The organism is Streptomyces kronopolitis (assembly GCF_050953795.1).
GTDB classification, from domain to species: domain Bacteria; phylum Actinomycetota; class Actinomycetes; order Streptomycetales; family Streptomycetaceae; genus Streptomyces; species Streptomyces kronopolitis_A.
This window is the reverse complement of record NZ_CP191850.1, coordinates 545,618-558,697: the sequence shown is the minus strand read 5'-3', so window position 1 is coordinate 558,697 and position 13,080 is coordinate 545,618. Positions and strand designations below refer to the sequence as shown.

The following is a 13,080-nucleotide window of genomic DNA, read 5'->3' as shown; positions in this document are numbered from 1 at the left end:
AAAGGAACGTCATGGAATATAACTATTCAGTCAATGGCTCTTTGCAGGGCTCTGAATGCTCCCTACTCTGAGGCAAATTTTGAGCCAGTCCTGTCTTGAAAGGCCTCTTATGGCAAGCGTTGACGAGATCGCTCCCGTCAGGCCACGTGAATCCGGCTCCCTCCGCCGGGATGTGGGACTCATCGGGCTGATGTGGGCGTCGGTCGGTTCCATCATCGGGTCCGGCTGGCTGTACGGAGCCCAGAAGGCCGTCGTGGTGGCAGGCCCGGCGGCGCTGATCTCCTGGTGTATCGGTGCGGTCGCCATCGTCCTGCTGGCACTGGTGCACGCCGAGCTCGGCGGTCTGTTCCCGGTGGCCGGCGGCACGGCGCGCTACCCGCACTACGCCTTCGGCGGCCTGGCCGGCATGTCGTTCGGCTGGTTCTCCTGGCTCCAGGCGGCGACGGTGGCCCCCATCGAGGTCGAGGCGATGATCGGCTACGCCGGTCACTGGTCCTGGGCCCAGGGCTTCCTGCACGCGAACGGGACGCTCACCACGAGCGGATTCATCGTGGCCGTCTTCCTGATGGCGATCTTCGTCGCGGTGAACTTCCTCGGCGTGAAGGTGCTGGCGCACACCAACAGTGCGGCGACCTGGTGGAAGATCGCCGTCCCGCTCGGGGCGATCTTCGTCATCGCGGCCACCAACTTCCACCCGCACAACTTCACCTCGCACGGCTTCGCCCCGTTCGGCGCCAAGGGCGTGCTCAGCGCCATCAGCACCAGCGGCATCATCTTCGCGCTCCTCGGCTTCGAGCAGGCCATCCAGCTCGCGGGCGAGAGCCGCAACCCCAAGCGGGACCTGCCGCGCGCCACGATCGGGTCGGTCCTGATCGGCGCGGTCATCTACATCCTTCTCCAGGTGGTCTACATCGGCGCCCTGCCGGTGGCGTCCTTCGTGCACGGCTGGGCCAAGCTGGACTACGCCGGCATCTCCGGCCCGTGGGCCGGACTGGCCACCGTCGTGGGCCTGGGCTGGCTGGGCTGGGTGCTGTACGCGGACGCGATCATCTCTCCCGGTGGCACCGGCCTGATCTACACCACCTCGACCTCGCGCATCTCCTACGGCCTGAGCAAGAACGGCTACGCGCCCCGGCTCTTCGAGAAGACCGACGGCCGCGGCGTGCCGTGGTTCGGCCTGATCATCTCGTTCGTGACCGGCGTGATCTGCTTCCTGCCGTTCCCCAGCTGGCAGGAGCTGGTCTCCTTCATCACCTCGGCGAGCGTGCTGATGTACGCCGGCGCCCCGCTGGCCTTCGGGGTGTTCCGCAACCGGCTGCCGAACCACGCGCGTCCCTACCGCCTGCCCGGCGGCAACGTGATCTCGCCGCTGTCCTTCATCGTCGCGAGCCTGATCATCTACTGGGCCGGCTGGGAGACCCTCCAGCGGCTCGGCTGGGCGATCATCATCGGCTATGTGCTGCTCGGCAGCTACGCCTGGTACGCGACGAAGAAGCGCCTGCCGAACGCCCCGCGTCTGGACTGGAAGGCCGCCCAGTGGCTTCCGGTGTACCTGATCGGCATGGGTCTGATCTCCTGGCTCGGCGGCTTCGGCGGCCGGGGCACCCTCCCGCTGTGGTGGGACATGGTGATCGTCACCGCGTTCTCGCTGGGGATCTACTACTGGGCCCGCAGCACCGCGGTGTCGCAGGAGGCGATCGAGCAGAACATCGAGGAGGTCGCCGTCGTCGACGAGGGCGGTCACTGATCCCGCGTCCTGAGCGGAACGACTGAACCGCACCGACGCCCGAAGCGCCGATGGGCCCGGCCGGAAACCCCGGCCGGGCCCATCGGCGTCCCCGCGCCCGGGTGCGGGCCGCAGCGTGACGGCTGATGCGGTGGTCGGCCGCCGCCCCCGGCGAGGCTGGACGATTCCCGGTTGTCACGTCCCGTAACGTCGCGCCTCCGGCAAGGTACGTTCCTGGACTGGAGGTATCGGTGGACGGCGCCTCGCTCCTGCTCATCGCGGTGATCGTCACGGCGCTCGCCTTCGACTTCACCAACGGGTTCCACGACACGGCCAACTCGATGGCCACGTCCATCGCCACCGGGGCGCTGGCTCCGCGGGTCGCCGTGCTGATCGCGGGAGCCCTCAACCTCGCGGGCGCGTTCCTGTCCACCACCGTCGCCAAGACGATCTCCGGCGGGATCGTGAACGACAGCAAGGTCAGTCTCACGATGATCTTCGCCGGGCTGCTCGGCGCGATCCTGTGGAACATGCTCACCTGGCTCGCCGGGCTGCCGTCGAGCTCCTCGCACGCGCTGTTCGGCGGGCTGATCGGGGCGGTGTGGGTCGCGGCGGGGGCCGGTGCGGTGCACTTCGGGGAAGTGGTGGAGAAGATCGTGCTCCCCGCCCTGATCTCCCCGGCCCTGGCGTGCGTGGTGGCCCTGCTGGCGACCTACCTCGCCTATGTGATCACCCGTCATGCGCCGACCGGGCCCGTCACCCGCGCCTACCGGACGGGGCAGATCGGCTCCGCCTCGCTGGTCGCACTGGCGCACGGGACGAACGACGCCCAGAAGACCATGGGCGTGATCACCCTGGCCCTGATCTCCGCCGATGTGCTGGACCCGGGTGCGGGACCGCCGTGGTGGGTGATCCTCAGCGCGGGGCTGGCGATCTCGCTGGGCACGTACGCGGGCGGCTGGCGGATCATCCGGACCATGGGCCGGGGGCTCACCGAGATCCAGACGCCCCAGGGGTTCACCGCGGAGACCACGGCCACCACCGTCATCCTGACGTCCTCGCACATGGGGTTCCCGCTGTCGACCACGCAGGTGTGCGCGGGCGGGATCCTCGGCGCGGGCCTGGGCCGCAAGCTGGCCGAGATCCGGTGGGGGATCGCCGGCCGGATCGCGGTGTCCTGGGTCCTGACGCTGCCGGCGGCCGCCGCGGTCGGGGGCAGCTCGGCGTGGCTGGCCGGGCACGGCACCATCGGTCTCGTGCTGGCGGCGGGGATGGCCCTGGCCGCGGTCGGCGTGATGTACGCGCTGTCCCGGCGTCACCCCGTGCACGCCAAGAACGTCAACGACAGCCCCGAGACGCCGCAGGAGCAGCCCGACGACCTCATGGCGTGACCGTGCCACCGGCGGCCGGGCCGCGCGGCCGGGAGCACGCGCGGTGCCCCGCCGGGGCGGCGCACCTCACCGTCGCGGCAGCCCAGAAGGAGGCGTAAGGACATGCACATCGACTGGCACGGCCTCGTCGAGGTCTGCGTCATCAGCCTGGTCGTGGTCACCCTGCTCGTGGTGGTCTTCTCGCTCGGGATCGTCGCGCTGACCCGTTCCCGCAGGCTGCGGACGGAAGTGGCCGGACGCGGCGGTGTGGCGCCGCCGCTGGCGATGGGCACCGCGGTCCTGTGCTTCGCGCTCTGCGCCGCCCTCGGCGGCTACGGGATCCACCTGATCGTCTCGCACTCCCCGTAGCCGCGCGCCGGTGCGGGAAGCCGCAGGTCTCGACGCGCCCGCGCCGCCCCCGCGGGACCGGGCCGGGCCGCTCACGCCACCATCGGCCGGTCCCCGGCGGAGACGGGGGAGGGGAGTTCGCTGTCCCCGGTGAGGTAGCGGTCGGCGGCCGCCGCGGCGGACCGGCCCTCCGCGATGGCCCACACCACCAGCGACTGCCCGCGTCCCGCGTCACCCGCCACGAACACCCCGTCCGTCCTGCTGCGGACGGGCCACGCGTCGTGCTGCGCCGCCTCGGCGGCGAAGGCGGCGTCCCGGGCGAAGTTCCCCCGGACGTCCCGCGCGAGCCCGAGCTGGTGCATCAGTCCGCCGTGCTCGGGACCGGAGAAGCCGAGGGCGAGCAGCACCAGTTCCGCCGGGATCTCCCGCTCGGTGTCCGGCCGCGGCCGGCGCGCCGTGGGCTCCACCTCCGTCAGATGCAGGGCGCGCACCCGGCCGGACACGTCCCCTTCGAAGCGGAGGGTGGCGGAGGCGAAGAGCCGGGGGTCGGTGCCCGCCCTGCCCCGGGCCTCCTCGTGGGCGTGCGAGATCCGGTACACCTTCGGGTAGACGGGCCAGGGTTCGGTGTCCGGCCGGCCGTCGCCCGGCTCCGGGTTGATGTCGAGCTGCACCACCGAGGCCGCGCCCTGCCGCAGCGCGGTGCCCAGACAGTCCGAGCCGGTGTCCCCGCCGCCGACGATCACCACATGGCGTCCCTCGGCGGTCAGCGGTGTCGAGGCGATGTCGCCCTCCCGGACGCGGTTGGCGAGCGTCAGATACTCCATCGCCTGGTGGATGCCGCGCAGTTCACGGCCCGGGACGGGCAACTCCCGCGGCTCCGTGGCACCGACGGCGACGACCAGGGCGTCGAACCGCCTGCGCAGCTCGCCGGCGTCGAGATCGCGGCCGATGTCCACGCCGGTGCGGAACTTGGTGCCCTCCGCCCGCATCTGCGCGAGGCGCCGCTCCAGATGCCACTTCTCCAGCTTGAACTCGGGGATGCCGTAGCGCAGCAGCCCGCCGGCGCGATCGGCGCGCTCGTACACCGCGACGGTGTGCCCGATCCGGGTGAGCTGCTGGGCCGCCGCCAGTCCCGCGGGCCCCGAGCCGATGACGGCCACGGTCTTGCCGCTGAGCCGCTGCGGGGGATGCGGCACCGTGAAGCCGCGCTCCCAGCTCTCGTCGGCGATGGCCTGCTCGACGTTCTTGATCGTCACGGGATCGGCGTTGAGGGCCAGCACACAGGCGTCCTCGCACGGCGCCGGGCACAGCCGGCCGGTGAACTCGGGGAAGTTGTTCGTCGCGTGCAGCCGCTCGGCCGCGGCCCGCCAGTCGCCCCGCCGCGCGTACGCGTTCCACTCGGGGATGAGGTTCCCCAGCGGGCAGCCGTTGTGGCAGAACGGTATGCCGCAGTCCATGCAGCGCCCCGCCTGCTCCGAGACGAGCGGCAGCAGCGCCTGGCCCGCGTAGACCTCGTGCCAGTCGTGCAGCCGTTCCTGGACGGGGCGGCCCGGGACCGGCCGGCGGGGGGTCTTGAGGAAGCCGAAAGGGTCGGTCATGACGACGCCTCCATCGCTCGCTCGCGGTGCACTGCGGCGTCGCGGTCAGCCTACGCCCGGTTTGTATGGCTTTACAGGCCTTTGCTTAACTTTGTCGTCAGTGGGTGTCCGGGGGTCGGTGCGGGGCGGTCCGGCGCGGCCCCGCCGGGGCCGAGGTGCCCGTTGGCGGCGGACGGGCGCAGAATTGAGAGAGCCGCTCCGCCGCGCAGAGCGGACCAGCCTCCCTGTGCGGCGGCCGGGAAGGAAAGCCGGTGCCAACAGATCGGCCGAGCTTCGCGAAGGCCCGCGGTCCGCTCTGGTCCGAGCCCGGGTCGCTGCTGGAACACGTGGCGGTGGCCGTGTGCGGCATCGACGACGACAACCGGATCTGCTACTGGGGGCCGGGCGCCCACGACCTCTTCGGCTACCACTCCGCCGAGGCGCTGACCCGGCCCGGCGCAATCCTCTTCGGCGGATCCGCCCGCGGCGCCGAGGCCTGCGCCCGCATGGCCGACCGCGGCCGCACCGAGGGCTACTGGCGCGGTCGCCAGCGCGTCACCCACCGGAACGGCGCCGACTTCGACTGCGGATTCCGGGTCTTCCCGGTGACCGGCGAGGCGGGCCGCACGGTGGTGATGGCGCTGGCGAGCCGGGGCGACGAGCTGGACCGGGTCAAGACCAACCTCGCCTTCCTCGACGCCCTCTTCGCGACCTGCCCCATCGGCTTGGTGATGCTCGACGAGGAGCTGCGCTACCGCCACCTCAACCAGGCGCTCGCCGACATGAACGGGCTGCCCATCGAGGACCACCTCGGGCGCCGCCTCGCCGACATCATGATCACCTCCGACGACGGGGAGTACGAGCGGATGCTCCGCTCGGTCGCCACGGAGGGCAGGACCGTCCGTGGGGTCCGGGTGGGGATGCGCACCCGGGGCCACCCCGACCGGGACACGGTGCTGTCGGTGAGCTTCTTCCCGCTCACCCAGGCCGTCGGCAGCCGGCCCGGCGTCGGCGGGCTACTGGTGGACGTGACCGACCAGGAGCAGGCCGTCGTGGAGGCCACCGCCAGCCGTCAGCGGCTGGCCCTGCTCGACCGTGCCTCGGCCCGCATCGGCACCACCCTGGACGTGGAGGTCACCGCCCAGGAACTGGTCGACGCCGCGGTGCCGGACTTCTGCGAGGCGGCCGTCGTCGAACTCGTCGACTGGCCCGGCGAGAGTGAGGTGTTCGACCCGGCGCTGCCCGTGGACACCCGCCGCATCGCCTCCGGCACCGTGCTGCCCGCCCCCGCGACGGAGCTGGTCAGCGGGCGGCGGGAGGTGCGCTACCCGCCGGGCTCGGCCATCCACCGGATGCTGCGGTCCGGCCGTGCGGTCTGTGTACCGGTCAACGACGACTTTCTGGCGCGGACCATGCTCGACGCCTCGCGCGCCCGGCTGATGGCCGACAGCGGGCTGAGTGTCCTCCTCCTCGCCCCGCTCATCGCGCGGGGAACGGTCCAGGGGCTCGCCATCTTCGGCCGGTCCACCCGCCGCACCGCCTTCACCGAGCAGGACCTCAGCCTGGCCGGCGAACTGGCCTCGCGTGCCGCGCTGTGCCTGGACAACGCCCGGCTGTACAGCAGGGAGCGGGACATCGCGCTCACCCTCCAACGGGCCCTGCTGCCCAGCTTCCTGGCGCCCAGCCCCTATCTCCACCTCGCGCACCGCTATCTGCCCGGCAGCCGCGTCACCGAGGTCGGCGGCGACTGGTACGACGTGATCGCGCTGCCCGATCACCGGGTCGCGCTGGTCGTCGGCGATGTGATGGGGCACGGCGTCTCGGCCGCCGCCGCGATGGGCCGGCTGCGGATCACGGCCAAGGCGCTGGCCCGGCACGACCAGGAACCGGCCGCGCTGCTCGGCGAACTCGACCAGTGCGCCCAGGAGGCCGGCATCGAGCTCGCGACCTGCCTCTACATCCGCTACGACCCCACCACGGGGCGCGCCCGGCTGGCCAGCGCCGGCCATCCGCCGCCCCTCGTGCGGCACCCCGACGGCCGGGTCCAACTCCTCGACGACGTGCTGGGAGTCCCCCTCGGGGTCGGTGGCGGCGGCTTCCGCACGGTGGAGGTCCAGCTGCCCGACGACGCCGTCCTCGCCCTGTACACCGACGGCCTCATCGAGGCGCGCGGCCATGACATCGACGAGGGCCTGCACGCGCTCCATGACGAACTCACCCGGATTCCCGGCTCGTTGGAGGCCGGCGCCGACCGCATCCTGGCCCGCCTGGTGCCGAGCGCCCCGGCCGACGACACCGTTCTGCTGCTCGCACGGGTGCACCGCCGGGAGTAACGGGCACGCCCGTGTGCCGCCGAGCGGCGCGCTCGCCCGCGACCCGGTCCTGGGGTACGGGACGACCGCCGCGGCCCCGCCCGCTGACCGTCGGGGGCGGGTGCTCAGACGTCGAAATCTGTTCCTTGTCCGACACCTTGTGGCCTGTGTCACCCTCTGGCTAAGCTCCGGCACACTTCGGACACACTTCCTCCGTAAGTTGACCTTTTGGTGAGGCCGCCTGTGTGATCGGCCCACGGATATGGGGTGGCTTCGCATGGAACGGCGCACATCGGCACTCCCCGCGGACGACACACCGCACGGCTTACCCCCGGCGTCGGCACGGCCGGCTCCGGCGGACGGCCGCGTCACCTCCGGCCCCGGCGGCGTGAGACCGGCCCCGCGCCGGGTCCGGTGACCGGGCCCGCCCCGGTCGCGGCGGCCGCCGTGCCGCTGCCCCAAGTACGCCGCGACATGAGGCTGTTCTGGTGGGCGGGCACCTGTGACGCGCTGGGCAGCCAGACCTCCGGACTCGTCCTGCCGCTGTTGCTGCTGAGCCTGGGCCGGACCCCCGCCGAGGTCGGGGCCGTCGCCGGGCTCGGCGCGGCCGCCACCCTGCTCCTCGGCCCCCTCGCCGCGGTGCCCGCCGACCGCGGCGCGCGGAAACAGGTGATGGTGGGTGCCGCGCTGGTGTCCGCCGCCGCGATGACCGGCGTCGCGCTGGCCGTCCGGTCCGGCACCGTGCCGATGGCCGTGCTCCTCGGTGCCGTCCTCGTCGAGCGGGCGGCCACGTCCTGCTACGAGTCGGCGTCGCTCGGCACCGTCGCCCTGGTGTGCCCCGCCACGGAGCACCGGCGGGTGCTGGCGCGACTGCAGGCGGGGGAGCGGGGCGCCCTGGTGCTCGGGCCCGCGCTCGGCGGCCTGCTCTTCCAGGCCGGGCGCTGGCTGCCGTTCCTCGCCGATGCCCTCTCGTACGCCGTCGCCGCGCTCTGCATCCGGGCCCTGCGCACCGAGTTGTCCGCGCCCCGGGACCGGCGGCCGCCGGCCCGCGGCCCGCGCCGGACCTGGCGCACGCTGTCCGCGGAAGCCGGAGCGGGGGTGGCCCTGATCCGCCGCGACCCCTTCCTGCGGCTGGCGCTGATCTGGCTCTCGGCCGTCAACGCGCTGCTGGTCGCGCTGTATTACACGACGGTCTTCGCCCTGGAGGACCACGGCCGCGGCGCCGCCGGGCTGGGACTCGTCCTCGCCCTCGCCGGGGCGGCCGGACTGGCCGGTGCGCTGCTCGCCCCCCGGCTGGCCGGGCGGCGCTCCCCGGAGCGTGTACTGGTGGCGGTGTCCTGGCTGCTGGTGCCGCCCGCCGCGGGGCTGGCCGCGGCCCGCGACGCCTGGCAATTCGGCCTGCTCTTCGGCCTGTTGTGCCTGCTCACCCCGCTGGCCACGGTGGCCCTGCAGGCCCGCGTCATCCAGGTGACGCCGCCCGGACTCCAGGCGCGCACCGGCACCGTCCTGGCCACCGTGTCCGGCGCGGCCGCGGCCCTGGCACCGGCCCTCGCCGGACTGGCCGCCGACCGGGCCGGACCCGGCACCACCGTCGTCGGCTGCGCCGCCCTGCTGGCCGTGCTCGCGCTCCACGTGACGCGGTCGGCACCGGCACCCACCCGCGGCCCGGGGGAGGAGCCCGCATGAGCCCGCACACGCCGCGCCCCGCCGCGGCCCCGCCCGCCGTCACCGGCTTCCGGGTCTACCGGCCGGCGCTGCCCGAGGTCTGCCCGCGCGACCCGGCCCGGATGGCGCTGGCCGCGGACGCCGGCGGCCGCTGCGAGATCTTCACCTGGGACGCCGCCACCGGCACCACCCGGCAGGTCACCGACAGCCCGGACGGCACCCTGCACTGCGCCCTGGACGCCGACGCCCGGGTGTGGTGGTTCGCCGAGGACCGGCGCGGCACCGGCCGGTGGCACTTCCGGGAGTTCGACGGCGGACCGCACCGGCCCGGACTGACCGGCCTGCCCCCGGGCCTGCCGCACGGACTCGCCGTCAGCCACGCCGGAACGGTGGCCATCGGCCTCGGAGACGGCCACGGCATGACCGTCCACCTCGGCACCGCGGGCGGCCCGGCCAGGGCGGTGCACACCGTCGACGGCCATGCGCTGCTGGCGGGCATCGCACCGTCCGGCGGACTGCTGGCGCTGACCGCAGCGGCCGCCTCCGAACGCGCGGTCACCCTCCTCACCTGCGCCGGAACACCGCTGGACACCCTGTCGGGACGCACCGGCCGGCTGTGGGCACTCGGCTTCGCGCCGTCCCCGGCGGCCACCGAACTGCTGCTGGTCCAGGAGCTCGACGACCACTACCGGCTCGCCACCTGGCGGCCCGGCGCGGGCCTGCGGGCCCAGGACTGGTGCCGCTTCGACACCGAGATCACCGCACGCTGGTACCCCGAAGGGCGCCGGGTCCTGGTCCGCCAGGATCGCCACGGCCGCTCCACCCTCGCCGCCGCCGACCTCGACCGGCGCACCCTGACCCCGGTGCCCTCGCCGCCCGGCACCCTGCTCGACGCCGCCCCCCGCCCCGGTGACGACGTGCACTGCCTCTGGACCGATACGGCCACCCCGCCGCAGATGATCTCCACCGCGGGCACCCGGCTCCCGGCGCTCGCCACCCTGCCCGCCCGCGCCCCCGGCCGGCACCGCGAGCTGTGGACCCCCGGCCCGGACGGGCCCGTGCACACCCTGTTCAGCGAGCCGGACACCGCCGGCGCAGGGCGGCGGCCCCCGCTGGTGTTCCTGGTGCACGGCGGCCCCGCCGACCACGACCGCGACGCCTACGACCCGGAGGTGCACTCCCTGGTCGCCTCCGGATTCGCGGTCGCCCGGGTCAACTACCGCGGCTCCACCGGATACGGGCCCCGCTGGCGTGCCGCCTACCGCGAGGGCGTCGGGCTCACCCAGGTCGCCGACCTCGTCGCGGTCCGCGCCGACCTGCTGCGCCGCCAACTGGCCCGCGCGGACGCCATCGGACTGTGGGGCACCTCCTGGGGCGGCTATCTGACGCTGCTGGCGCTCGGCACCCGGCCGGACCTGTGGCAGGCCGGGGTCGCCGTCAAACCGGTCGCCGACTGCGCGGCGGCACACCGCACCGGCACCCCCGCGCTGCGGGCCCTGGACGAGCGGCTGTTCGGCGGCACCCCCGACGAGGTGCCCGAACGCTACGCCCGCAGCTCACCCCTGCACCACGCCGCCGAGGTCCGCGCCCCGCTGCTGGTGATCGCCGCCACCCTCGATGCCAAATGCCCGCCCGGCCAGGTACGCGGCTATCTCGCGGCCCTGCGGGAGGCCGGCGTGCCGCACGAGTCCGAGTGGCTGGAGACCGGCCACGACGGATACACCGGCGCCCACCATGTCGCCGTCCTGCGGCGCGCCATGGGCTTCCTGGACCGGCATCTGCGCCGCGCCCCCGCGGCCCGACGAACTCCCCGTTCCCCAGTGGACGGGGTCTTCGGGGACACCTCACCATCCGGTGCCCCGGAGTGCACGACGCACGTTCCGTAATCCGCCAGAAGAGGAGCACAGTCATGCAGAAGGACATCATCCACAACGACCCGCTCGAGGGCGACGAGGAGAACCGCCGGCCGGGCATCGGCATCACGGTGACCGTGCCGTTCCGCACCGCTGAGGACACCGAGGAGGACTGACCCTCCCCGGCCGGCCCGGCGCCACCCGGGCCGGCCGGACCCGTGTACCGCACCGGCCGGCCGCCGGCCGTCTCCCGCCCCATCCGCCGTCGTCCGTGGAGCCGCTATGCGCGTCCTGCTGGTCAACATGCCCTGGTCCCCGATCGATCTGCCCTCGCTCGCCCTGGGAATCCTGCGAAGAAGCGTCGACGAGCGCACCTCCGGGCACGCCGAGGTCCTGCACGCCAACCTGGAGTTCACCGACTGGATCACCCGGCGCTGCACCTTCACCGGGGACGACTACCAGTTCTACGCGCTCTCCTCGTACTTCATGGGCTGCGGAGACTGGGTGTTCTCCTCCGCCCTCTACGACGATCCCGAGTGGCGCGCCGAGGAGTTCGCCACCTCCATGAAGGGCAAACTGCGGGCCGAACGGCTGCGGATGTCCCATGAACTGCACCGCGTGGTACCGGAGTTCGTGCAGCAGATCGCGGAGCGGATCGTGGCGGCCGGTCCCGATGTCGTCGGCTTCACCTCCACCTTCCAGCAGAACACCGCCGCGCTGGCCGCCGCCAAGTACGTCAAGCGCCTCGCCCCGCACATCAAGACCGTCATGGGCGGCGCCAACTGCGACGCCGAGCAGGGCGCCGCCGCGCACCGCAACTTCCCCTTCCTGGACTTCGTGGTCCGCGGCGAGGGCGAGGCCGCCTTCCCGCAGCTGCTGACCGCCCTCGACGAGGGCACCGACCTGTCCGCCGTCCCCGGGCTCTGCCACCGGCGGCCCGACGGCACCGGCACCGCGAACGCGATGAGCACCAGTCCGCTGCCGCCCGCCACCATCCTCCCGCCCGACTACAGCGGCTACTTCGAGCGGCTGGCGTCGTCGGTGGCGCGCAACTGGGTGGAGCCCAAGCTCGTCGTCGAGGGGGCCCGCGGCTGCTGGTGGGGCGAGAAGCACCACTGCACCTTCTGCGGCCTCAACGGCTCCTTCATGCAGTTCCGCAGCAAGAGCCCGGAGACCTTCTACGAAGAGATCATGGACATGGCCCGCCGCCACCGGGTGCTGGACATGTACCTCGTCGACAACATCCTCGACATGGGCTACCTCACCACCGTCCTGCCCCGCATCATCGACAGCGGCTACGACCTGCGGATGCACATCGAGATCAAGGCCAATATGCGCCGGGCCCAGCTGCGCACCCTCGCCGAGGCCGGAATGATCTACGTCCAGCCCGGCATCGAAAGCCTCAACAGCCGGGTGCTCGACCTGATGGACAAGGGCGTGAGCGGCTGCCAGAACGTCCGGATGCTCCGCGACGGAGCCGAGACCGGCCTGTCCGTCTCCTGGAACTACCTGCACGGCTTCCCCGGCGAGACCGCCGCCGACTACGAGCCCGTCATCGCCCAGATACCGGCCCTGGAACACCTCAACCCACCGGTCGACCTGTCCGCCCGCATCGCCATCGAACGCTTCAGCCCCTACTTCAACCGCCCCGAACTCGGCTTCACCGGACTGCGCCCCGAGGAGCACTACCGCTTCACCTACGACCTGCCCGAGTCCGAACTGCTCGATCTGGCCTACGTCTTCGAGGCGCCCGAACGCGGCATCACCGAGCCCACCGTCACCGCGCTCAACGACGCCCTCGGCGCCTGGAAGAAGCACCACGCGGACGCCCGGCTCACCCACGCCGACCTCGGCGACCGCATCGTGCTGGTCAGCCGCCGGCGCGCCTTCGGCTGGGGCGCACGGGAACTCACCGACCCCCTGGAGACCGCGGCCTTCCGCCTCCTCGACCAGCCGCACGCCCCCGCCGCCCTGACCCGCAAACTCGCCGCGCGGCTGCCGGACCGCGCCGTCGACGAGTCCGCCGTCCACGCCCTCCTCCAGCACTGGTTGACGCTCGGGCTGGTCTTCACCGACGGCGGTCAGTACGTCCACCTGGCCCCCGCGGCCGTCAACGAGGACCTGCTGCGCCTGGACTTCATGCGCCACAGCCATGCCGCCGCCGCCCCGCAGGAACAGCCGGACGACACCGCCCGCACCGTCGCCCACGTCTGACGCAGGTCCCCGAGG

General features: G+C 73.0%; 8 protein-coding genes. 7 read left to right on the top strand and 1 reads right to left on the bottom strand.

Going from position 1 to position 13,080, the window contains the following annotated elements:
• The first annotated feature begins 109 nt into the window (after positions 1-109).
• The 3 genes from ACQP17_RS02085 to ACQP17_RS02075 all read left to right on the top strand — a co-directional run bounded on the left by ACQP17_RS02085 (position 110) and on the right by ACQP17_RS02075 (position 3,465).
• A complete protein-coding gene (locus ACQP17_RS02085; RefSeq protein ID WP_433854646.1) occupies positions 110-1,747 on the top strand; it encodes an APC family permease in 1,638 nt (545 codons plus the stop codon).
• Positions 1,748-1,977: 230 nt separating this feature from the next.
• The gene (locus ACQP17_RS02080; protein WP_433854645.1) at positions 1,978-3,117 is read left to right on the top strand and encodes an anion permease; all 1,140 of its coding nucleotides are present in this window, start codon (positions 1,978-1,980) and stop codon (positions 3,115-3,117) included.
• Between the two features lie 102 nt (positions 3,118-3,219).
• Positions 3,220-3,465 (top strand): hypothetical protein, encoded by a 246-nt coding sequence (locus ACQP17_RS02075; RefSeq protein ID WP_433854644.1) that lies wholly within the window; start codon positions 3,220-3,222, stop codon positions 3,463-3,465.
• A 71-nt stretch (positions 3,466-3,536) separates the two neighbouring features.
• Here ACQP17_RS02075 and ACQP17_RS02070 read toward each other — a convergent pair whose 3' ends face one another.
• Entirely contained in the window at positions 3,537-5,042 is a 1,506-nt protein-coding gene (locus ACQP17_RS02070) for a glutamate synthase subunit beta (protein WP_433854643.1), read from the bottom strand.
• Between the two features lie 251 nt (positions 5,043-5,293).
• On the opposite strand from ACQP17_RS02070, the gene ACQP17_RS02065 reads away from it, so the two are divergent.
• The 4 genes from ACQP17_RS02065 to ACQP17_RS02050 all read left to right on the top strand — a co-directional run bounded on the left by ACQP17_RS02065 (position 5,294) and on the right by ACQP17_RS02050 (position 13,065).
• Positions 5,294-7,354 (top strand): SpoIIE family protein phosphatase, encoded by a 2,061-nt coding sequence (locus tag ACQP17_RS02065; RefSeq protein WP_433854642.1) that lies wholly within the window; start codon positions 5,294-5,296, stop codon positions 7,352-7,354.
• 453 nt (positions 7,355-7,807) lie between these two features.
• Positions 7,808-9,019, top strand: a complete 1,212-nt coding sequence (locus tag ACQP17_RS02060) for an MFS transporter (RefSeq protein WP_433854641.1) — start codon at positions 7,808-7,810, stop codon at positions 9,017-9,019.
• Positions 9,016-10,884 (top strand): alpha/beta fold hydrolase, encoded by a 1,869-nt coding sequence (locus tag ACQP17_RS02055; RefSeq protein ID WP_433854640.1) that lies wholly within the window; start codon positions 9,016-9,018, stop codon positions 10,882-10,884. Before ACQP17_RS02060 ends, ACQP17_RS02055 begins: the two co-directional genes overlap by 4 nt.
• A 249-nt stretch (positions 10,885-11,133) precedes the next feature.
• Positions 11,134-13,065 (top strand): RiPP maturation radical SAM C-methyltransferase, encoded by a 1,932-nt coding sequence (locus tag ACQP17_RS02050; protein WP_433854639.1) that lies wholly within the window; start codon positions 11,134-11,136, stop codon positions 13,063-13,065.
• The last annotated feature ends 15 nt before the right edge of the window (positions 13,066-13,080 follow it).

Bases quoted from the DNA above. Each gene is read 5' to 3' on its own strand.
- ACQP17_RS02085 (WP_433854646.1), top strand. From the start codon at position 110: ATGGCAAGCGTTGACGAGATCGCTCCCGTCAGGCCACGTGAATCCGGC.
- ACQP17_RS02050 (WP_433854639.1), top strand. From the start codon at position 11,134: ATGCGCGTCCTGCTGGTCAACATGCCCTGGTCCCCGATCGATCTGCCC.
- ACQP17_RS02060 (WP_433854641.1), top strand. From the start codon at position 7,808: ATGAGGCTGTTCTGGTGGGCGGGCACCTGTGACGCGCTGGGCAGCCAG.
- ACQP17_RS02070 (WP_433854643.1), bottom strand. From the start codon at position 5,042: ATGACCGACCCTTTCGGCTTCCTCAAGACCCCCCGCCGGCCGGTCCCG.
- ACQP17_RS02055 (WP_433854640.1), top strand. From the start codon at position 9,016: ATGAGCCCGCACACGCCGCGCCCCGCCGCGGCCCCGCCCGCCGTCACC.
- ACQP17_RS02075 (WP_433854644.1), top strand. From the start codon at position 3,220: ATGCACATCGACTGGCACGGCCTCGTCGAGGTCTGCGTCATCAGCCTG.